The 20,577-nt window shown below is 43.4% G+C and carries 19 protein-coding genes and 1 pseudogene; 12 read left to right on the forward strand and 8 right to left on the reverse strand.

The features are described from left to right. Positions 1–3: 3 nt before the first annotated feature. The 5 genes from truD to rpoS all read left to right on the forward strand — a co-directional run bounded on the left by truD (position 4) and on the right by rpoS (position 4,789). Positions 4–1,050 carry a tRNA pseudouridine(13) synthase TruD gene (gene truD / locus C3F38_RS06095; RefSeq protein ID WP_055316084.1) on the forward strand — a complete coding sequence of 349 codons (1,047 nt, stop codon included), beginning with the start codon at positions 4–6 and terminating at the stop codon, positions 1,048–1,050. After that, positions 1,031–1,792 (forward strand): 5'/3'-nucleotidase SurE, encoded by a 762-nt coding sequence (gene surE, locus C3F38_RS06100; protein WP_047728900.1) that lies wholly within the window; start codon positions 1,031–1,033, stop codon positions 1,790–1,792. The genes truD and surE overlap by 20 nt, the downstream gene beginning before the upstream one ends. Further along, positions 1,786–2,412, forward strand: a complete 627-nt coding sequence (locus tag C3F38_RS06105; protein ID WP_047728898.1) for a protein-L-isoaspartate(D-aspartate) O-methyltransferase — start codon at positions 1,786–1,788, stop codon at positions 2,410–2,412. Before surE ends, C3F38_RS06105 begins: the two co-directional genes overlap by 7 nt. 325 nt (positions 2,413–2,737) lie before the next feature. Then, positions 2,738–3,736, forward strand: a complete 999-nt coding sequence (gene nlpD, locus C3F38_RS06110) for a murein hydrolase activator NlpD (protein ID WP_038871876.1) — start codon at positions 2,738–2,740, stop codon at positions 3,734–3,736. A 54-nt stretch (positions 3,737–3,790) separates the two neighbouring features. Further along, the gene (gene rpoS / locus C3F38_RS06115; RefSeq protein ID WP_019455119.1) at positions 3,791–4,789 is read left to right on the forward strand and encodes an RNA polymerase sigma factor RpoS; all 999 of its coding nucleotides are present in this window, start codon (positions 3,791–3,793) and stop codon (positions 4,787–4,789) included. Positions 4,790–4,868: 79 nt separating this feature from the next. On the opposite strand, the pseudogene mutS reads toward rpoS, so the two are convergent. Continuing rightward, a pseudogene (gene mutS, locus C3F38_RS06120) lies at positions 4,869–7,428 on the reverse strand (DNA mismatch repair protein MutS). Positions 7,429–7,587: 159 nt separating this feature from the next. On the opposite strand from mutS, the gene C3F38_RS06125 reads away from it, so the two are divergent. The 5 genes from C3F38_RS06125 to C3F38_RS06145 all read left to right on the forward strand — a co-directional run bounded on the left by C3F38_RS06125 (position 7,588) and on the right by C3F38_RS06145 (position 11,770). Beyond that, positions 7,588–9,051, forward strand: a complete 1,464-nt coding sequence (locus C3F38_RS06125; protein WP_049193236.1) for a tyrosine-type recombinase/integrase — start codon at positions 7,588–7,590, stop codon at positions 9,049–9,051. Then, positions 9,048–9,638: a hypothetical protein gene (locus C3F38_RS06130; RefSeq protein ID WP_042945971.1), complete on the forward strand. Its 591-nt coding sequence runs from the start codon at positions 9,048–9,050 to the stop codon at positions 9,636–9,638. The genes C3F38_RS06125 and C3F38_RS06130 overlap by 4 nt, the downstream gene beginning before the upstream one ends. Before the next feature lie 449 nt (positions 9,639–10,087). Further along, positions 10,088–10,948 (forward strand): replication initiation protein, encoded by an 861-nt coding sequence (locus C3F38_RS06135; protein WP_047663970.1) that lies wholly within the window; start codon positions 10,088–10,090, stop codon positions 10,946–10,948. Then, positions 10,945–11,199, forward strand: a complete 255-nt coding sequence (locus C3F38_RS06140) for a plasmid replication protein (protein ID WP_071983132.1) — start codon at positions 10,945–10,947, stop codon at positions 11,197–11,199. Before C3F38_RS06135 ends, C3F38_RS06140 begins: the two co-directional genes overlap by 4 nt. Positions 11,200–11,356: 157 nt before the next feature. After that, positions 11,357–11,770, forward strand: coding sequence for a hypothetical protein (locus C3F38_RS06145; protein WP_001513941.1), 414 nt, complete (start codon positions 11,357–11,359; stop codon positions 11,768–11,770). A gap of 188 nt (positions 11,771–11,958) precedes the next feature. Here C3F38_RS06145 and C3F38_RS06150 read toward each other — a convergent pair whose 3' ends face one another. From C3F38_RS06150 to C3F38_RS06160, 3 genes are all read right to left on the reverse strand, one after another. Next, the gene (locus C3F38_RS06150; protein ID WP_049193229.1) at positions 11,959–12,603 is read right to left on the reverse strand and encodes a hypothetical protein; all 645 of its coding nucleotides are present in this window, start codon (positions 12,601–12,603) and stop codon (positions 11,959–11,961) included. Positions 12,604–12,916: 313 nt separating this feature from the next. Beyond that, a complete protein-coding gene (locus C3F38_RS06155) occupies positions 12,917–14,143 on the reverse strand; it encodes a relaxase/mobilization nuclease domain-containing protein (protein ID WP_071934043.1) in 1,227 nt (408 codons plus the stop codon). Continuing rightward, the gene (locus C3F38_RS06160) at positions 14,121–14,546 is read right to left on the reverse strand and encodes a hypothetical protein (RefSeq protein ID WP_071983135.1); all 426 of its coding nucleotides are present in this window, start codon (positions 14,544–14,546) and stop codon (positions 14,121–14,123) included. The genes C3F38_RS06155 and C3F38_RS06160 overlap by 23 nt, the downstream gene beginning before the upstream one ends. A 155-nt stretch (positions 14,547–14,701) precedes the next feature. Here C3F38_RS06160 and C3F38_RS06165 point away from each other — a divergent pair, with 155 nt between their 5' ends. Next, positions 14,702–15,064, forward strand: a complete 363-nt coding sequence (locus C3F38_RS06165) for a hypothetical protein (protein WP_049193231.1) — start codon at positions 14,702–14,704, stop codon at positions 15,062–15,064. Between the two features lie 228 nt (positions 15,065–15,292). Then, positions 15,293–15,922, forward strand: a complete 630-nt coding sequence (locus C3F38_RS06170) for a hypothetical protein (RefSeq protein ID WP_001513936.1) — start codon at positions 15,293–15,295, stop codon at positions 15,920–15,922. 88 nt (positions 15,923–16,010) lie between these two features. On the opposite strand, the gene C3F38_RS06175 is transcribed toward C3F38_RS06170, so the two are convergent. Genes C3F38_RS06175 through C3F38_RS06190 form a run of 4 tightly spaced genes read right to left on the reverse strand, consistent with a single transcriptional unit; the run spans position 16,011 to position 20,446 of the window. Next, on the reverse strand, positions 16,011–16,916 hold the full coding sequence (locus tag C3F38_RS06175; protein WP_029701605.1) for a hypothetical protein: 906 nt from the start codon (positions 16,914–16,916) through the stop codon (positions 16,011–16,013). 27 nt (positions 16,917–16,943) lie between these two features. Continuing rightward, complete coding sequence (locus tag C3F38_RS06180) at positions 16,944–17,375, reverse strand: Mov34/MPN/PAD-1 family protein (RefSeq protein ID WP_224357279.1); 432 nt, start codon at positions 17,373–17,375, stop codon at positions 16,944–16,946. A 49-nt stretch (positions 17,376–17,424) separates the two neighbouring features. Beyond that, entirely contained in the window at positions 17,425–19,299 is a 1,875-nt protein-coding gene (locus C3F38_RS06185) for a ThiF family adenylyltransferase (protein ID WP_055317327.1), read from the reverse strand. Further along, a complete protein-coding gene (locus C3F38_RS06190) occupies positions 19,292–20,446 on the reverse strand; it encodes a hypothetical protein (RefSeq protein ID WP_049193235.1) in 1,155 nt (384 codons plus the stop codon). Before C3F38_RS06190 ends, C3F38_RS06185 begins: the two co-directional genes overlap by 8 nt. Positions 20,447–20,577 lie beyond the last annotated feature (131 nt).

Below are 20,577 nucleotides of genomic sequence, written 5' to 3' on the forward strand. Positions count from 1 at the left end.
CGCATGGATATGGCGAATCTGACCTGGCTGCATGGCCGGCCGCAGAGCACCGGGGTGTTGAAAGCCAATCCGGAAGATTTCGTGGTGGTGGAAGACCTGGGCTTTGCGCCGGACGGTGAAGGCGAGCACGTCCTGGTTAACATCCGTAAAAACGGCTGCAATACCCAGTTCGTGGCCGATTACCTGGCGCGCTTCGCCGGTATTCACGCCCGTTCCGTCAGCTATGCCGGCTTGAAGGATCGCCACGCGGTGACCGAGCAGTGGTTCTGCCTGCATATGCCGGGTAAGGACACGCCGGACTTCTCCCGGTTTACGCTGGAAGGCTGCGAGGTGCTCTCGTACGCCCGCCATCTGCGTAAAATGCGCATCGGCAACCTGAAGGGCAACCACTTTACGTTGGTGCTGCGCCAGATTTCCGACCGGCAGGACGTGGAACGCCGCCTGCAGGCCATCGCCGTGCAGGGCGTGCCGAACTACTTCGGCAGCCAGCGTTTCGGCCGCGGCGGCAACAACCTGGTGATGGCGCGCCGCTGGGCGAATGACGAAATTCGCGTCAAAGAGCGCAGCAAGCGCAGTTTCTACCTGTCCGCCAGCCGCAGCGCGTTGTTTAATCAGGTCGCGAGCAGGCGTCTGGCCGACGGCCTGCAGCGCACCGTGCTGGAAGGTGACGCCCTGCAGCTGAGGGGCCGCGGCAGCTGGTTTGTCGCCAAAGCCGATGAGCTGGAGACGCTGCAACAGCGCTTGGATGCCGGCGAGCTGGTTGTCACCGCGGCGTTGCCGGGCGACGGCGAGCCGGGTACTGCCAGCGATGCGTTGGCATTTGAACAACAATGCTTGGCGGAGCAGCCGGAATTGCTTACGCTTTTAAAGCGCGAGCGTGTCGAACCCGCTCGTCGGGCCCTGCTGTTGCAGCCGCAAAATATGCTGTGGAACTGGTGGGATGACGTTACCGTGGAACTGCGCTTCTGGCTGCCGGCAGGCAGCTTCGCCACCAGCGTAGTTCGCGAGATCATGCAGCAGGATGACAGTGATGCGGATATTGCTGAGTAACGATGACGGCGTCAGCGCTCCGGGCATTCAGGTGCTGGCGGCGGCGCTGCGGGAATTCGCCGAGGTGCAGGTCGTGGCGCCGGATCGTAACCGCAGCGGCTCTTCCAATGCTCTGACGCTGGAATCGCCGCTGCGCACGCAGACGCTGGCCAACGGCGATATTGCGGTGCTGCAGGGGACGCCGACCGACTGTGTCTATCTTGGCGTCAACGCACTGATGCACCCGGCACCGGATATCGTGGTCTCCGGCATCAACGCCGGGCCGAATTTGGGCGACGATGTCATCTATTCCGGCACCGTCGCAGCGGCGATGGAGGGCCGGCATCTGGGGCTGCCCGCGTTGGCGGTGTCGTTGAACGGCCACCAGCACTATGCGACCGCCGCTGCCATTACTTGCCGTATCCTGCGCGCGTTGCGGCGTGAGCCGTTGCGTACCGGAAAAATCCTGAATATCAACGTACCGGATCTGCCCCTGGCGGAGATTAAAGGCCTGCGCGTTACCCGCTGCGGCAGCCGCCATCCCGCCGACAAGGTATTCTGCCAGCAGGATCCGCGCGGACAAAATCTCTACTGGATCGGGCCGCCTGGTGATAAATTTGATGTCGGGCCGGATACCGACTTTGCGGCGGTGGAACAAGGCTATGTGGCGATCACGCCGCTGCAGGTGGATTTGACAGCCTACGCGGCGCAGGAAGTCGTGAAAACATGGTTAACCAAGGCAGAGGTTAGCGGGGAATGGTGAACAAGCGTATGCAAACATTGCTGACGCAGCTGCGGCAGCAGGGGATCCGGGACGAAAAGCTGCTGCGGGCGATCGAAGCGGTGCCGCGCGAGCGTTTTGTCGACGAAGCGCTGGATCATAAGGCCTACGAAAACACCGCGCTGCCGATCGGCTCCGGCCAGACCATTTCCCAGCCTTATATGGTGGCGCGGATGACCGAGCTGCTGAATCTGAAGCCCACTTCACGGGTGCTGGAGATCGGCACCGGTTCCGGTTATCAGACCGCTATCCTGGCACATCTGGTGCAACACGTTTGTTCCGTCGAGCGCATCAAGGGGCTACAGTGGCAGGCCAAGCGCCGCCTGAAGCAGCTCGATCTTCATAATGTTTCCACCCGCCACGGCGACGGCTGGCAGGGCTGGGCGTCGCGTGGCCCGTTCGATGCGATCATCGTCACCGCCGCGCCGCCGGAGATCCCGCAGGCGCTGGTGGAACAATTGGACGACGGCGGCATTTTGGTGCTGCCGGTGGGCGAGCAGGCCCAAACCCTCAAACGCATTCAACGCCATGGCAACGAGTTCGTTGTCGATGCGGTGGAAGCGGTGCGCTTTGTCCCGCTGGTGAAAGGCGAATTGGCCTAGCGATTGTCTGATTTTTCGACCGTCTGCAAAATCTGTTGCACTTTCATCACGTCCGGATAAGGTTTTCTCGTTCCAATCAGGCTAATTTTCACTAGAATTGGCCTTTCTACGTAGTTGTCTTATGGTGCGGCAACGCCAATGTGGTTAGCATTGGCGCGCGTTTTGATGCTCCGGCGGGAGATGACCTGGCGTTCAGGGATCGGCCGGCGGCGCCTTTACATCGCAGGGACTGGGAAGTGGCAAAAGCTCGGCTACGATGTAAAGGGTATTTTGGATATATCACTGATATTGCTGTCATGGGGGAAGCATGAGCACGGGAAGCCCAATGATTACGTTACGCCGGGTAGCGGTGTGTACGATGGTAAGTTTGTGGTTGGCGGGTTGTACGAACAATGCCTCGACGTCGGCCCCTATCAGCAGCGTGGGTGGCGGCGGTGCCGTTCCATCCGGCAATAATAATGGCGGGGCGCAGCAGGTCAGCCCCGAGGGCCGTATTGTCTATAACCGCAGTTATAACGCTATCCCTAAAGGGAGCTACAGCGGCGGTGAAACCTATACGGTCAAGCGCGGCGACACGCTGTTTTATATCGCCTGGATCACCGGCAACGATTTCCGCGACCTGGCGCAGCGTAACAATATTCCCGAGCCATACAGCCTGAATGTTGGCCAAACCATTCAGCTTGGTAATGGTTCTGCCAACGGCGGCGGCGGCATGCTGGCGACGACAGACGCGACCAAAGGCGGCGTTCCGAAGCCACCTTCCAGCTCCCAGATCCAGACGGCAACGGTTGATTCTCAATCAACTAACGCGTATTCTGAAAACTCGGGTAAACAGAATGTAGGTAAGATGTTACCTGCAGCAGGTGCCGCAGCGGTTGGGACCGCGACTGCGCCTGTTACCGCACCGGAAGCCGCTCCACCCGTGAGCAGCACCGTCAGCAACAGTTCTCCGGTCAGTACCTGGAGATGGCCGACTGACGGTAAGATTATTGATAACTTTTCCTCATCAGAAGGTGGGAATAAGGGCGTCGATATCGCCGGTTCCCGTGGGCAGCCTATCTTCGCTACCGCCGATGGCCGCGTAGTGTATGCCGGCAACGCTTTACGGGGTTACGGTAATCTAATCATCATCAAACACAATGATGATTACCTGAGCGCCTACGCTCATAACGACACAATGCTGGTCCGGGAACAACAAGAAGTGAAGGCGGGTCAAAAAATAGCCACTATGGGTAGCACCGGTACCAGTTCAGTACGTTTGCATTTTGAAATTCGTTACAAGGGGAAATCCGTAAACCCGCTGCGTTATCTTCCGCAGCGATAGATTGGGCAGAATACGCTGAGATTCTGCTCGCGGTATCACGGGTAGGAGCAGCATATGAGCCAAAATACGCTGAAAGTTAACGAGTTACATGATGATGCGGATTTCGACGAGAATGGAGCTGAGGCTGAGTCGTTTGATGAAAAAGCGCTGGTAGAAGAAGAGGCCAGCGAGAACGATTTAGCGGAAGAAGAGCTGTTGTCTCAAGGCGTTACGCAACGCGTATTGGATGCGACGCAGCTCTATCTGGGTGAGATCGGTTATTCACCTCTGCTGACCGCAGAGGAAGAAGTCTATTTTGCGCGGCGTGCTCTGCGCGGTGACGTGCCGTCCCGCCGCCGCATGATTGAAAGCAACCTGCGGCTGGTGGTGAAAATCGCCCGCCGCTACAGCAACCGCGGTCTGGCGCTGCTGGATCTGATCGAAGAGGGTAACCTCGGTCTGATTCGCGCAGTGGAAAAATTCGACCCGGAACGCGGTTTCCGCTTCTCCACTTACGCAACCTGGTGGATCCGTCAGACGATTGAACGGGCGATCATGAACCAAACCCGTACCATTCGTTTGCCTATCCATATCGTCAAAGAACTGAATGTCTATCTGCGCACCGCACGCGAGCTTTCCCACAAGCTGGATCATGAACCGAGCGCTGAAGAGATTGCCGAGCAACTCGACAAGCCGGTGGATGACGTCAGCCGCATGCTGCGCCTGAATGAACGCATCACCTCGGTGGATACGCCGCTGGGCGGGGATTCGGAGAAAGCGCTGCTGGACATTCTGGCCGACGAGAAGGACAACGGGCCTGAAGACACCACGCAAGACGACGATATGAAGCAAAGCATCGTCAAATGGCTGTTCGAACTGAACGCCAAACAGCGTGAAGTGTTGGCGCGTCGTTTCGGCCTGCTGGGCTATGAAGCGGCGACGCTGGAAGACGTAGGCCGGGAGATTGGCCTGACGCGCGAGCGCGTCCGTCAGATTCAGGTTGAAGGTCTGCGCCGTCTGCGTGAAATTCTGCAGATGCAGGGGCTGAGCATTGAGGCACTGTTCCGCGAATAATGCCGGTTGTTGAACCGCATCAAATAAAAACGGTGAGCATGATGCTCACCGTTTTTTTATGCCCGCGTTTGGCACCAGACTACACCATATTTTTCAGCCGGTAGATCCATTCCAGCGCCTGGCGCGGCGACAGGGAATCCGGATCCAGTGCCTCCAGGGCTTCTACCGCCGGCGAGGTCTCTTCCTGCAGCAGCGTCATCTGGGTGGCATCGACGCTGCCCGAGGCGGTGTGGCTGGAGATAGACTCCAGCTCGCGCAGCTTCTGACGGGCGCGCTTGATGACGTCGCGCGGTACGCCGGCCAGCGCGGCGACCGCCAGGCCATAGCTTTTGCTGGCGGCACCGTCCTGCACGCTGTGCATGAAGGCAATGGTGTCGCCATGTTCGAGCGCGTCCAGGTGCACGTTGACCACGCCTTCCATTTTCTCCGGCAGGGTCGTCAGCTCGAAGTAGTGGGTGGCGAACAGCGTCATCGCCTTGATGCGGTTAGCCAGATTCTCGGCGCAAGCCCAAGCCAGCGACAGGCCGTCGTAGGTGGAGGTGCCGCGGCCGATTTCATCCATCAACACCAGGCTGTGCTCGGTGGCGTTGTGCAGGATGTTGGCGGTTTCGGTCATCTCCACCATGAAGGTAGAGCGGCCGGAAGCCAGATCGTCCGCCGCGCCGACGCGGGTGAAGATGCGATCCACCGGGCCGATGGTGGCCTTGGTGGCCGGCACGTAACTGCCGATGTGCGCCATCAGCACGATCAGCGCCGTTTGCCGCATATAAGTGCTTTTACCGCATATTCGGGCCGGTGATGATCAGCATGCGGCGCTGTGGCGACAGGGTGAGCGGGTTGGAGATAAACGGCTCGCTCAGCACCTGCTCTACCACCGGGTGGCGGCCTTCGGTAATGCGGATCCCCGGCTGTTCACTCATGGTTGGGCAAGCGTAGTTCAGGGTATCGGCGCGCTCGGCCAGATTGGCCAGCACGTCCAGCTCGGCCAGTGCGGCGGCGCTTTGCTGCAGTTCCGCCAGGTGCGGCAGCAGCAGATCAAACAGCTCGTCGTACAGGCTTTTCTCGATCGCCAGCGCCTTACCCTTGGAGGTGAGCACTTTGTCTTCGTACTCTTTCAATTCCGGGATGATGTAGCGCTCGGCATTTTTCAGCGTCTGACGGCGCACATAGTGGATCGGCACCAGGTGGCTTTGGCCGCGGCTGACCTGAATGTAGTAGCCGTGTACGCCGTTAAAACCGACCTTGAGCGTATCCAGCCCCAGCTTTTCACGCTCGCGGATCTCCAGCCGGTCGAGGTAGTCGCTGGCGCCGTCGGCGAGTGCGCGCCACTCGTCCAGCTCGCTGTTGTACCCGGGGGCGATCACGCCGCCGTCGCGTACCAGCACCGGCGGCGATTCAATGACCGCGCGTTCCAGCAGCTCACGCAGCTCGTCGAACTGGCCCACCTGTGACAGCAGCTGCTGCACGTGCGGGGTGTCCACGTCTTGCAGCAGCGCACGGATGTCCGGCAGTTGCTGGAAAGCATGACGCATGCGCGCCAGATCGCGCGGCCGGGCGGTGCGCAGCGCCAGACGCGCCAAAATTCGCTCCTGATCGCCCACCTGACGCAGCGAAGGCTGCAGATCGGTAAACAGCTCCTGCAATGCGCCGATCGCCTGTTGACGAGCGGTGAGAACCTTGATATCGCGGGTCGGCATGTGCAGCCAGCGTTTCAGCATGCGGCTGCCCATCGGCGTGACCGTACGATCGAGGATCGCCGCCAGCGTGTTGTCGCTGCCGCCGGACAGGCTCTGCGTCAGCTCCAGATTGCGGCGGGTCGCGGCGTCCATGATGATGCCGTCCTGCTGGCGCTCCATGGTGAGGCCGCGAATGTGCGGCAGCGAAGTGCGCTGGGTATCTTTGACGTACTGCAACAGGCAGCCGGCGGCGCGCAGCGCCTGGTGAGCCTGCTCGACGCCGAAACCGGTCAAGTCGCGGGTACCGAATTGCAGGTTGAGCTGCTGACGCGCGGTCTCAAGCTCGAATTCCCACAGTGGGCGGCGGCGCAGGCCGTGGCGCTGTTCGATCAGCGCCATTTGTTCGAAGGTTTCCGGGTAGAGCAGCTCGGCCGGATTGGTGCGCTGCAGCTCGGCGGCCATGGTTTCCAGATCCTGCGGCTCGGCGACGCGGAAGCGGCCGGAGCTGACGTCCAGCGTGGCGTAGCCGAAGCCGCGCGCGTCCTGCCAGATCGCCGCCAGCAGGTTGTCCTGACGCTCTTGCAGCAGCGCTTCGTCGGTGATAGTGCCAGGGGTGACGATACGCACCACTTTGCGTTCGACCGGCCCTTTGCTGGTGGCCGGATCGCCGATCTGCTCGCAGATGGCGACGGACTCGCCGAGCTGCACCAGCTTGGCCAGGTAGTTCTCTACCGCGTGGTGCGGCACGCCGGCCATCGGGATCGGTTCACCCGCCGAGGCGCCGCGCTTGGTCAGCGAAATATCCAGCAGTTGGGAAGCACGCTTGGCGTCGTCGTAAAACAGCTCGTAGAAGTCGCCCATGCGGTAGAACAGCAGGATTTCAGGATGCTGGGCCTTGAGGCGCAGGTACTGCTGCATCATCGGTGTGTGGCTAGAGAAGTCCTTATCAATGTCTTCATTCATATTGATTTTACTCATTTTTTAATTCTTTCAAGTGCTCATATGGCCCCAGGTAAAACCCCTTTAAACCCACATAAACCCATAAATTTGTAGCTCACTTGTAGCCCAAGGCGTGATAGATTGGTTGTACTCCTTCTTTGGGCTACAAATGGTGGTGATACTTTGAAAACAACTCTCAACCAGGCTTTTATTATCAAAAAGTTAAGTATTAATGTTAAGCCTGAACTCAGTAGCTCTGGAAAAGTCGTTTTCGAAGCCAACCCTGACCAAAAGCCTTACATAGTTTTTGACGATCATCGAGATTCACCTGTTGGCTTCGGTGTGAAGGTCAGTTTGACGAAAAAAACCTATGTAATCCAGCGAAGAGTAGCCTCGTCAGATCGTAATGTCAGCGAGGGTAAGAAGCCAAGCTCTGTCTTGAAAGTAAAGGTTGGAAATGTGTCTGATTTTCCGAGTATCGATCAAGCCCGTGAGGTAGCTCGACAGTTGGTTCAGACCATGATCGCAACAAAGAGAAATCCCAACAAGATTAAGAGGGAACTCGATCTTGCTGAATTGACCGTGAGTGAAGCTTTTGCCCAATACAGGAGCCACTTACTTGGCAGAACCAAACCCGCTAAACCAAACACTCTCAATGTGTTAGACAAAGCTGAGAATCGGTTGAAAGAATGGCAAAACCTTCGGATAAAAGATCTTACGGGTACTGAAATCCTTAGTAAGTTTGATGAAATTGCTTCAAGAGCAAGAACGGCTGCTGAACAAACTTTCCGATGGGCTAATGTTGCAGTTAAACATGCGATTGAAATTGAAGCTGGCAATGCCCAGACACAACAACGACAACCTTCGCTGTCCTATAATCCTTTTTCAATTTTAAAGGTACAGAAGAAGTTCAGAACGCGATCTGAACTGGAGGATAGCTATCGTGCCAAGGGAGTACGAAACCCATTGTCTCCCAAAGATACCCTGGGACGTTTTCTAACTGCATTACACAATAAGCGAGGTTTTAATCGGTTGGGTTGTGATTATCTGTTGCTAACCGTTCTGATTGGAGCCCGGAAAGAAGAAACCGCTGCACTGTGCTGGCGAGAGACTCTGACAGAAGAGGAAGCCAGAACGACAAGCTACGTCGATCTTGAAAACCGAATGATTCGATTCTACGACACCAAAAACCGTAATGACCATGAGTTGCCAATCTGCGATGCTACAAAGCGAATTCTGGAAGATCGAAGAGATATCGTCAACGATAACGAAAAGCGAGCAGATAAACGCAAATGGGTTTTTCCGGCTCGTTCATCACGAAGTAAGGTTGGACACTATTCCGACAGTAAAAGCCTACGTGAGTATATCTGTCAGGAAGCAGGCATAACGAAGTTGGGTATGCATGATCTGCGCAGAACCTTTGGCCGTGTTGCAGAAGAGCTAACTTCATATGCAGTTGTGAAAAAGTTGCTTAACCACCGCAATACCACCGATCCTACGGAAAGGTATGCTGTGCCAGATAATCAGCGAGTTTTTGAGGCACTTCAAAGGATTGAGTTGCATATGCTAATGACTGCACCTAAATTGTATAATGCACTTTTAGCATCTGCGAAGTATCCGCCATTACCAGAAAGGAAAGAGGGATGAGTGTTGTTGAGACGTTAAGAGAGTTTTCAGAAGTATGGAAGCTTTTTAGTGAGATTCCTGATGACGCGACACTTAATGTTGAGTTGGCATCTCTGTATCTTGGTATTAGTGTAAAATCACTTGCTCGATATAGGCAAAATGGCGGGGGACCAGCATATATCCAGTACCAAGTAGAAAATAGCAAAGCGAGAAACCAGCGAGTAAATTACTTGCTAAAAGATCTTCGAGCGTGGCGTGATAATCATAAGGTCCAAAATACTATGCACGCAGCTCAAATCCGTGGATTAACATTTACGTCATTAACCGATTTATGTGAGCCACATCCATTTTGGCTGTCTAATTTTTCAGGACAAAAAATAATATCTCATGCTTTGACAACCTCTGATGATCTTTTTAGAAAGTTATTGTCAGAGCCTAATGTTGATATAGTCTGGATTTCTGTTGAGCAGGCTATTTTCAAAGAGTGGGAAAATAAAAATGAACGAATTATTTGGCACAATATTTTCATAACAATTCTAAATAATTTGAGCTATGCTTCAGAAGCAGCGCAAGAAAGATATACAATGAATGATGTCTTGGGGAGTTAAATATAAAGACCCTTTTCTGGTTGAGTTAAAATATCAGTATGCAATATTGATTTATTTTCTGTGTGTGATAAGAATCTATAATAGAAGCAATAATTTCTTAGAGATTTAAAAAATAAAAAAGATAAGTAAATACTAAATTAGAAAGAAAAAAAATCACGGTCTTTACTTTTCTATTTTCTCTCATTTTATTCTGGATTGAAATTATTTATAGAGTTTTCTTTTTGTTATTTTGATATATCCATGGCTATTAAATGTTCTCTATTAATTCCTTTTGACACATTAAATTCCAACCAGAAACCATATAATATCTGATATGGTTAAAATAGACACTTGACAATGTTTTATATTGTATTATTTATAGAGTGGTAAATAATTTAATATATAACACTCCTTTTTTAATTAGAGGTATTTAATGATATTCGGAGGGGTAATATGAGAGGGGGATGATAATGAGAAAAGAAATATATAATGAGGATAAATACAAGAGCCAAATACAAAAATATGCTCTATGCTGTGATGATTTTAATGATGGTGTATACAGGAAACCGCGAGAGAAAGCTACCTTAAAGAAATATATAGGATATAACAATAAATATTTTATAAATGGTTTTGTTTTTGATGTGGATCATGAATATGGGGCAATTGCGTGGGATATGGCTGGACTGCCTAAACCAAATGCGATCATACAAAATACAATAAATGGTCATGCTCATTTACTTTATGCTCTAAAAATACCAGTATTAAAAACAAACTCTGCAAAAATAAAACCACTAAGATTAGCTTCTGTTGTGCAGTGTGGATTTACAGAAAGATTAAAAGCAGATAAATCTTACGCTGATATTCTAATGAAGAACCCTCTTAACATCTTTGAATGGAGAACCACGTGGACAGATATTAAAGCGTATGATCTATACTATTTAGCTGATTTTGTTCCTGATGTAATTAGAAAGAATGATAGCAACAAAAGAAATATATATGGATTAGGGCGCAATGTTAATTTATTCGAAGATCTAAGAGTAATTGCATATAAAAATATACTAAAATATCAAGAGAGTAAAAATGAGCATGAATTTTATAATTATTTGTATTTAACGGCTGATATAATTAACAAACAGAGCAACTCTAACAACCCATTATCACATAATGAAATTAGGCAAATTTGCCAAAGCGTTTGTAAGTGGACGTGGAAAAATTTCTCAAAAAAACAGTTTTCAATTATTCAATCTAAACGAGGGATGAATAATGTTGGAAAAATAAAAAATACTGATACCAAAGAAAAATTAGAAAAAGCATTGAGGATATTATTATGATTATAAACGGTAAAAAAATAAAAGCGAAAGATTTAGCGAAATTAGCAGAAGTATCACGTTCAACTGTTATTAAATACTATGGTGTTTCTCGTGAGGATTACTTGAAAGAGGCATCTAAAAAAAGAAGTCTTTCATTTCAGTTGAGATCGTCCGGTTTGAAATGGAAAGAGGTGGCTCAAAAGATGAACACTACACAGCACAGTGCGATTGGGTATTATAGAAGATATTTAGCATCACATAAAACCGAATAATTCTTCTCTCATTAAATAAATAACTTTAGTGTTATGTGCAGCAGATAAAATCTCACTGTGTAATATTTTACGGATGATTAGTGGCTATTGACACTTGTAAAAAATGTGATAATTGTATTAATAATTCAAGGTTTTTATCATAATAGGAAAGGTTAATATGAAAAATACAAAGCTTGATCTTATGGAGAGGTATTTAATTATTCTCGATAAGTTTGTGAGTAAAATATCAGAATCTGGAGTGCCGCAACAAAAAGTCATCGAACAATCATATCTATTTTGTTCTGGCTTTTATATTAAATATAAGCAAGAAATTGAAAAGATAAAATTCTCTAATAGCGATGTTGTTTTGACGTTTCTACTCTATTCATACTATAAATTTATTAATAAGTTAGATGATGATTTAATTGATAAGAGACGTATAAGGAAAATATGCTCTTTGCTTATTAATTTTATTGTCGATAATGGTAGTCAATCAGAGAAGGTCTATGTTCAGGAAAAAAAGAAGTATGATGCTTTCCAGTTACAAAGAGATTTATCAATGAAAAATAAGAGAAAAAAATATGGGTTGTAATGATAGTAAAAGCCTGTAGATTTGATACAGGCTTTTGCTCTATTAGAAGTCTTATCTTTTAGTAGTTTCGTCTTCACACTGTCTTGCGTCTTATTTTTAAGGACTGATTTTCAACCGAGGAGCAGCCAACCAGAGCCAGAAATGTGAATGAGGAGATAATTATTCTTTCTTATATAAATCGACTATCCTTATGATAATGTTTTATTTTTAACTAACTTATAAATAATATTTCTGATTTCGTTATCAAACCTTGAACTTTTTCTTTTCATCCATTGGATGCAGATAAAAGTTGCTGAGCGAGATAGGAGATATGTTAACCACTCATATTTGTGTTCATTGAAAACATACCCATCTTTATATCCTGCAAGTAAAATACAGAAGGCAATGAAAGAAGCTAAGCAAAGCAAAGTGAAAAGGATATAAAAAAGTTTGGGAACAGGCATCACTTTGTAGTGTGATGCCATTGATACATTATTTAATAACATTGTCATGAATGCAGGTATGACAATGAGTTTTCTGCTTAAATTTACTTTATACTCACCTGTATTCTCATTTACGATCAGAGCATCGTAATTTACACTACACCGCTCATATCCACTATATTGGCGCAACTCATATTTATGAATGCGGTGTGAATTCCTGAATGTAATACCGTAGTCAGAAATTTTTGTTTCCTCACCTGAATCATTCCTTACTAAGATCTGTTCATTAAATGATTCGATGACTTCGCCTGAAAAAGTTTCAACAAACTCGTAGGTTTCCCCTAAGAAAACGAATTTAGGAGCAACAGTTTCTGCTTGTTTACTGTTGCTCTTCATAGAGTAAATGCTCATACCGATTCCTTTTAAGTAAATGACGTTCATATTCGATGTATGAAGCAATTCAAGCTTTTGAATGTGCTGAAACTGGGCATAAAAAATCTACTTTTCTCGGTTTTAAATAAATAGCCTAGATAAATCAGTCTGTTATGTCGGTTATTACAAATTTTCATTTTGACTGATTTTGAAAAGAAGGCAAATCACTTGTACCGATCGATTGAGCAATAATGATAGTTATAGGCTATCGTGATTGATTTATCGATCGGTATAAACGATCGATTGTGATGCGCGTTCTATCCATCCAAAGACCGAAAAAGAAAAGTTATGCCTACAATGATGGTGATCGTTTGCGGTGTACCGAGACAGGCTCATCTGTTGTGGCGAGGCATAAAGGGGCTATCTTCGCAATCCTTATGTTGCTGATAATACTAGGGTTTTTTGGGCGTTTAAGTGTTAGTATTTTGATGTTTTTTAGTAGACTAATAACTGCATCAATATAGGGAATTGTTTCTAGCCATCTAAACTTAGGTATTTCTAAGCTTAATTTTGGAGCATCAGTTAACAGCCCTTCGCTATTACTAGGAATTGTCGAGATACATTCTTTGGTATAATCGGTATCGTATCTATCGTCATGAGAAGTTTTACAAAGTGCAAGCATTTCTATCGTGGGATTAACCTCTTCTATTACAATCCCAGAAGGAGGTATCATATCAAGAGTTTCACTGCAAGATGCTTTTAAATTGAAAAGAAAACCGTTGTCGCGATCTGGAATATAATTGATCCTGTTCTGTAGAGCAGACCATGAGTAGGTTTTTCCTAATTGCGATGCTTTGAAAGCCATATTTCCATATTTAAACGAGAAGCCATTCATACGACCAGTAGATGAGATGTTTGGAACAGCTACAATGTTCTTTTCTTTGAGTTGATGTACAAATTCTATAGTCGAAAGATTTTTGACAAGCAAGGTTTCAATGGCTTCCTGGATTATGACTTTAGAACATGGCTTACCAGTTCTTTTTTCCAACATATCCTCACCACGACTTTTTTTATTTTTCGACTTAGATGATTGCGCTCCAATAGCTGATGGCCCTCTAGTTCGGGTTAATTTATAATCTTCTTCCAGTTCTTGGATAATACGTGTACTGATGAGATTTTCATTTTTACCTAAGTAGACTCTGCCATCAATGAGATCAATACGACAGGCGATAATGTGGATATGTTGACCGCTAATATCATCATGTAAAACATAGCATTTTAGATGTGTTTCCGAGAAACCCATACGTGCCATGTAATCATCAGCGATATTAGACCACTGATTATCTGTAAGCGTATCATCTTTTGGTAATCGAAGTGAATTGTGCCACACCGGTTTTACTATATCTTCACGAAGCTTTTTGGCTGTATTAAATTCATCGATTAACTCAGTAGTAGAGCTTCCCAGCATGTTTCCACCGATTACTCTTGGTACAGTTTTATGATGAGATACTGATTTCAAAGCATAGTGAATAATTCCTGAGAAACATTTTCCTCTTTTAATCTTCTGCATTCCCTTCATCAGATATCCTCCAAAGATCAATATTTATGAGATGCAAACGAAGCTCAGAGATTTGACGTCTAACGGCAAAAAGTTCTGTATTTGTCAAACAGCTTCCATCACTCTTGTTATCAAGATGGATATTGAGCTTATTTAGGTTTTGCGATATCTTCCCTAATTCTTTCCAGGCATCGAGATTGATTGGAGGAATGAGGGTGGGGGTTGTGTTCAGAAAGCTCTTTCGAAGCCATTCACCTTTTCTTATGTTTCCTCGTTTTTCATTTAAAAATTGTAATTCCTCTTTATTAAGTCTAACACTAACACAGTGTTGCCTTAGTTTATCTCTATATAAATTAGCGTTATTGGATTTTAACTCAATGTTTTTATTTTTGTAATTGTAGACGCCAGTATTATTTTCAAACATACAAACTCCTTTTTTATTTTTATAAATTTATTATTCTTTATTTGCTGTAATGTCAAGTGGTGTTTATTGATATATGTTTATTTATCAGCATTACTCTTGACATTTTATAATGATCAGATAACTTGTGGGAAATATAATAACAAAGCGGAGGGAATATGAAAAAATATATTTCAGCATTCAATGAGATTGATTTGCTTATGGAAGGGTTATTCGAGAGATTAAATATAGGGATAGGCGAAATTAATGCATATCCAAGTGAAGATATGTTTAGAATTATCGTAAATAAGACAGAAGTTGAGAGTTTGAAATCAATAAATGAGATGTTTGCAAAGAATTATTTTTCGGAAGCTCATAGGCTTATGAGCCAGAATGTGTATATATTTGTGAATTGGTGGTGCGATAATTTAGATTTTATGTCGGTAGATATACCTTCGCTAATTGCTTCAAAAGAAAAAGAATTAATCATTTCAAATGCTGGGAAATTACGTTCTGGAAATTTTGATAAAAAAAGACTATGACCTGCATCTTTCAGTGTAATTTAATAAATGGTTATTTATAGTCTCTTTAAGAAGTGTGTGCGTATTTTTTTTCGACTGAAAGGAGAAAAAACAAGGGAAACTTTAATAAGCGTAGCTTCTTAAAGTTAGCCCTTGCTTATCTTACAAACAATTTGTTGATGGAGATCTTCACGGTTTTTAGCTATAATTGTCTTCCAATGATATGGCATATCACGAAAAGGTGATTTAATGAGTGAAACTAAAAATTTAAAAGAATCGAATAAAACTACTATATATGCAGTTATAACTGTACTCTGCGTTGTTATATTTTTAATTCAGTTAGGCATCGAAGGATATGTTAATATCAAGAATATTTATGCGGGGCTCGGTATCTCTGGAGGGGTATCCGTCATATCGTTGTTATTAGTTAATATCATTCCTCAAAACTTCAAACATATTCTGGTCTTTTGGCGGGTTAAACGAGTATTGCCAGGAAATAGAGTTATTGAACTTTGTCGTAAAGATGAACGTCTGAACATGAATGATTTACAAAACAAATGGCCTGAGCTTTTTCTGCATGATATGCCAGAGCAAGATAGGAATCCCTTTTGGTATAAAAATATTTATAAGAAAACTGATTCAAGTGCTCAGGTGATTGATGCTCATAAAAATTTTCTTTTATTTAGAGATTTATGTAGCGCAACCTTAGTTATGTTTTTATGTGCTGGTTTATTGAAATTTATTTCAATTGATGGCTTGCATATAAAATGGATTGTGCTTGCCTTTCTTTTCATAATGACCTTTATTTTCTCAGTTATTTCAAGACATTATGGTAATAGGATGGTTACAAGTGCAGTGGCTGTCGGTGCTGATAGTTAGTATTTAGTTCTTAGTAATAAGAGTATAGTTTGAAATTATACTCTTATTTTTTAAAAATAGAGATTAATATTGCATTTTGAATGTGAATCTATAACGTATATTCTTTTTCTACTGTAAGTGAGCCGATGTAGTACCCGAGAGATGCGTCATATACTTGTTCATCAATCAAAGAGTCTTTTTCATAGGCTGCATTCGATACGTAAAAATGAACTTTATCATCGATGCATTTCATTGTAATATCACCGGCTCTGTTTTGGGTTATTTTTTGGTATCCGGTATAGTAATTTAAATGTCGAGATGGGGCTTCTCCGATAATAATATATTGAGGATCTAACTTTTTCAGCCATGAATCTGGTATTTTTCCTGACTTTCTACCATGATGTGCTGCAAAAACAATTGTGGTTTTTTCTAAGTGTATGTCATTAGCAATATTTTCCATAAATTCAGTTTCAAGGTCTCCTAACCACATTATGCTGGCACCATTATTGAGGCTATATCTAATTACTGCTGAGGCATTGTTATAACTTTCACCTGTTTCGCAGGCACTTAACGCCTCAATAAAGAAAGGGTTATTTAGTTCAGGCCATAGAACACTTATTCCTGAGCTTGAACGGTTTTCATCACTTTTATTCATCCATTTACGTGTGCATCCCTTAGAAATATAAAAAGCTTTATCACAATCATCACGTAAGGAACAGTATCTCTCAAATGAAACTGTAATATCTTTTTTTATCGCTTTATTTTTTATTACATAAAAGTTATGGATTTTTATTTCATCATCAAGCAGATGAATACCCCCGAAATGATCTTCATCAGGATGAGTTGAAATAAATCGCATTATACTCTTTTGAGCTGATTGCTCTTTTATTTCTTCTATAATGCCTTTGGCATTTCCAGTATTAATGTTACAATCAATGATTGTGAAATTATCACTATTATGCTTTATATAACACATATCACCATTTCCTACTGAAAAACTTTTAATTATAGACACTTTGCTCTCCTTAATTTATAGTCTTTTCTAAATCGTTGTTGTTTGATTTTGATATTTAAATTGGTATATCTTTTTTCCATCTGCCGCTGCCAAATAACAATTAGATATTACATTTTGATTAGGGATTATTAAAATTATAAAAAATGGTCTGTTATGTTTAGATTTGGTAAATAACTCATGAATGCTATTAATATCAGTAGGTGATGGGTTTGCAATAGTCTCGTTGTGTGTATGCCAGTCGCCTAAATAATGGAAACCATTTTCAAATTGTATTAGTACTTCTTGTTTCGCTTTTTTCTCATCTAATTTGAAATAGTTTCTTTTCCTTATATCAGATGAGCAAGGTATTGAGATTTTATTTATTTCTATTTCTGTGTTGTCAAGTTTATTTGTAAATAACATTCCTCCAGACTCTTTACTTAGAAAATTTTTCTGTCTATAAGAAAATAACTCTTCCATAATGTCTTCACTGATGCATATATAAAAATTTAAATCATAACTATAAAATTTATGCATCGTTATTCATCCAGCTTGAGTTTTCATAAATCAAAGAAATGATTCGATCGCCTTTATTTGGATTGCCAAATTTATTTATCCAACAATTATTCCATTGACCACCAAGTTCTACCAGTTCTTCTTGTCTACCAAGATAGCTATATGCAAAGGAACTGTCAGGAAATCTATTCAATATTAAGTCAATTATTGTTCTTGCAGCAAGTGAATGTAAGTTTGCTAAAGGTATCGCTCCATAAGGCTGAAATTCTCCAGCACAAGCAGCAATTCTTTTTTTTGTATTTTCTTTCCAATATGTAGCAGGATATCTCAATGCACCTATTTTTTCACCTTGTGTGTAATGCCAGGCATTAAAGGCACCAGAATCTATTTGATTTACTATTACATGTCCAGCCATTGCATGGGCTTCAACAAAAGCAAAAACAAGAACTCCCAAATTACACTGAGATTGTTTACTTAACAGTTGTTGCTCGGTATTCCAATCGGCAGTGCAGCTTAGGATAAGGTCAGCCTCAGTAATTCTTGTACTTGATTCGGCGTTTTCGGACCATTCTTCATTAAAATACTCTATATTGGTGTTTGGAAATTCTAAACGAAGTTTGGATGCGAGAGCAGATGCTTTATTTTTGTTAGCAGAATCGAACCCCAGGAGATGTCGTGAAGAATTTTCTGATTTCATAGAGTCTTCATCCCAGAGCATTATATTTGTAATGCCAGATTGTATTAACAGCCTCGATATAGATGAACCGACTGAGCCACATCCGATTATAGCTACTGTATGCTCAGATATTTTTTTATAAGTAGGATTATGATCTCTACCCATTATCCATGAATTATCGTTACGTTCAACTAAGATGTTTTGTGCTTTTAACTCACCAATTCTATTCTTTAAAATGCGGCCATTGATATAATCTCTATGACCATCTAATAATGAATTAATGTGGAATCGACCGTTAGCGATAGCTCTTGTATCATATCTATCTGTATGACGATCACCTACATTCTCAGAAATTCGAATTCCTATAATATTCATTCCTGAGGGCGTAGGAAATGCTATTAAAACAGTTGGGTTGCGATTATATATATTTGCTATTGATTTTAAAATAAACTCATCAACTATATCTGGTTCATTATGATATTCATTGATTAAATTGAATAAATCTCTTATTGTTCTTGGATATTGTTCTGGATACCATGCATTTTCAAAAAATATTAATGGAATAGATATTATTCTGGAAAGTTGTCTTTGACGTAGGTGTTTATCTCTTGCATTAGAGTTATCTGAATTGGAAGATAGTAGTTTCTGATTATCTAACCAATTAATTAATTTTTGTTCACCATCAGAATATATCCATCCTAATGTTTTTGCTTTGTAGCCGTATACTAATCTTGTGTTCTTTATGTTCAAATCACATAGGCTAATAACACGTTCTATTTTATTGCAATGATAAATCCAGTAATTCTGAAACTCGTCAATAAAATCATCTCTAAGATCTCCTTTGATGCCTTTTTTCAACATCGAATAGGCATCACTTAATAATTCAAGAACATATGAATTATCACTCAAATCAATAATGTATGTATTTGGCCAAACACATAGTTTACCATTTTTTTCTATATGAGGTAATTGACATACATTTATTACTGGAGATGATACAAATACTTCTGGGATATCATGCTGTGTTAAACTTTTATACCTTATTTGTAATACAATTGAGTCGTCATTGAATACTAAATCTGTAGATAATTCCCAGACACATATATATTTTTCATCAAGAATAGATAATTCAGTATTGGACAGCTTCCTTGCACCATAAGGTGCAAGGATTTTATTTAACTGATCTATCTTTTTTTTAAGACAATCAGGCATAACCACCACCACCTTGTCTATTTACGACAGTATTAGATGATTCTGCCATACCTAATGTAGATGCTGCTATCTTCTTAATACCATTACTGGAAATTTCAATTTCCAAAGGAACATTTTTCCCATTTTTTTTATGATCAGATACGCACAGAAATTGACCGTTTTTATCATCTGTTATTTTTTCATACTCTTCTTTTGCTCGGTAAGCTGGAGGATCTTTTTCATCGTCTTCAATTGTTTTCGAACTTGATATAATGAAAGCATTTTGTTTTGCACGGTTAAATACCTCCATTGCTTTTTCAGAGGTTTTTGCATCATCGCCTTTTTGGCTTAGACTATCATGAGATATACTGTGCCAAGAACAATGATGTGGTGTTTGTAAGATATCATAATCTAACCATGACATTTCATTCTTGTCTGACAGACGATCTTTCACACCTTCCCAGCACACAACCTCAGCATCACCTCCACTTAAAAAATAAGCAGTTTTGTTATCACCTTTTAATTCAAAGTTTATGATAACACTCGAATGATTTTTACCTAATTTATCTTCTAACTCGTCGAGATCTTTCTTGGGTGATGGACCTAATAACCGGGCTTGAAAAACTGATGAAGATTCTCCGTTAATATAACTGGTTGTATTATCTAATTCTAAAAGAATATATGGTATATTATCAGTTTTACCATTCTCGTCTTTTCCTAAAACCAAGACTTGATTTCCGACACCATCCAAATAGCCCTTCTCTTTGTAAAGATTAACTCTTCTCTTCACTTCTGTATTTAACGCTATTGCATCATCACATAATGGATGATTTTGAGCATGATGGCGTCTAAATACAATTGGGCTTGACCAAATTTCATTGATAAAAATTTTATCGCTCTTTTCACTCCAATTTTCAGGTTTCCCCAAGTGAAAGTGATCAGATACTCCATCACAATGATCTGAATCAGGATGCGTCCAAATAAAAAGATTGACGAAAAGACGCCCTTCGCTATCTCGAGAGAGTTTTTCTCTAAGTTGTGAGCGGACATCAGGATGTTCTTCTCCATCCCTAATACGGCAATCGATTAATATATTTTTTCCATCTTCAGTTTGAATAAGTGTCATATCCCCATTACCTACGGGGAAGAAACATAGTTTTGCAGCCATATTATTTCCTTTTTAACTGTTTCTTGATGGTACTATGTTGTCATTGCTGTGTAGGATTTTAAAATCCCAAAAAAGTAGTCATAACTACATCAACAATTTTGCCAACAGGCTTGTTTACATTCAACCCTCAA

The sequence above is a fragment of the Serratia sp. SSNIH1 genome (genome assembly GCF_002935055.1).
GTDB classification, from domain to species: Bacteria; Pseudomonadota; Gammaproteobacteria; order Enterobacterales; family Enterobacteriaceae; genus Serratia; species Serratia nevei.

Coding starts and splice junctions, on each gene's coding strand:
- C3F38_RS06160 (WP_071983135.1), bottom strand. CDS start 14,546: ATGTTTGAAAATAATACTGGCGTCTACAATTACAAAAATAAAAACATT.
- surE (WP_047728900.1), top strand. CDS start 1,031: ATGCGGATATTGCTGAGTAACGATGACGGCGTCAGCGCTCCGGGCATT.
- C3F38_RS06140 (WP_071983132.1), top strand. CDS start 10,945: ATGATTATAAACGGTAAAAAAATAAAAGCGAAAGATTTAGCGAAATTA.
- C3F38_RS06150 (WP_049193229.1), bottom strand. CDS start 12,603: ATGAGCATTTACTCTATGAAGAGCAACAGTAAACAAGCAGAAACTGTT.
- truD (WP_055316084.1), top strand. CDS start 4: ATGGATATGGCGAATCTGACCTGGCTGCATGGCCGGCCGCAGAGCACC.
- C3F38_RS06145 (WP_001513941.1), top strand. CDS start 11,357: ATGAAAAATACAAAGCTTGATCTTATGGAGAGGTATTTAATTATTCTC.
- C3F38_RS06170 (WP_001513936.1), top strand. CDS start 15,293: ATGAGTGAAACTAAAAATTTAAAAGAATCGAATAAAACTACTATATAT.
- rpoS (WP_019455119.1), top strand. CDS start 3,791: ATGAGCCAAAATACGCTGAAAGTTAACGAGTTACATGATGATGCGGAT.
- C3F38_RS06105 (WP_047728898.1), top strand. CDS start 1,786: ATGGTGAACAAGCGTATGCAAACATTGCTGACGCAGCTGCGGCAGCAG.
- C3F38_RS06130 (WP_042945971.1), top strand. CDS start 9,048: ATGAGTGTTGTTGAGACGTTAAGAGAGTTTTCAGAAGTATGGAAGCTT.
- C3F38_RS06180 (WP_224357279.1), bottom strand. CDS start 17,375: ATGGAAGAGTTATTTTCTTATAGACAGAAAAATTTTCTAAGTAAAGAG.
- C3F38_RS06155 (WP_071934043.1), bottom strand. CDS start 14,143: ATGAAGGGAATGCAGAAGATTAAAAGAGGAAAATGTTTCTCAGGAATT.
- nlpD (WP_038871876.1), top strand. CDS start 2,738: ATGATTACGTTACGCCGGGTAGCGGTGTGTACGATGGTAAGTTTGTGG.
- C3F38_RS06185 (WP_055317327.1), bottom strand. CDS start 19,299: ATGCCTGATTGTCTTAAAAAAAAGATAGATCAGTTAAATAAAATCCTT.
- C3F38_RS06165 (WP_049193231.1), top strand. CDS start 14,702: ATGAAAAAATATATTTCAGCATTCAATGAGATTGATTTGCTTATGGAA.
- C3F38_RS06135 (WP_047663970.1), top strand. CDS start 10,088: ATGAGAAAAGAAATATATAATGAGGATAAATACAAGAGCCAAATACAA.
- C3F38_RS06190 (WP_049193235.1), bottom strand. CDS start 20,446: ATGGCTGCAAAACTATGTTTCTTCCCCGTAGGTAATGGGGATATGACA.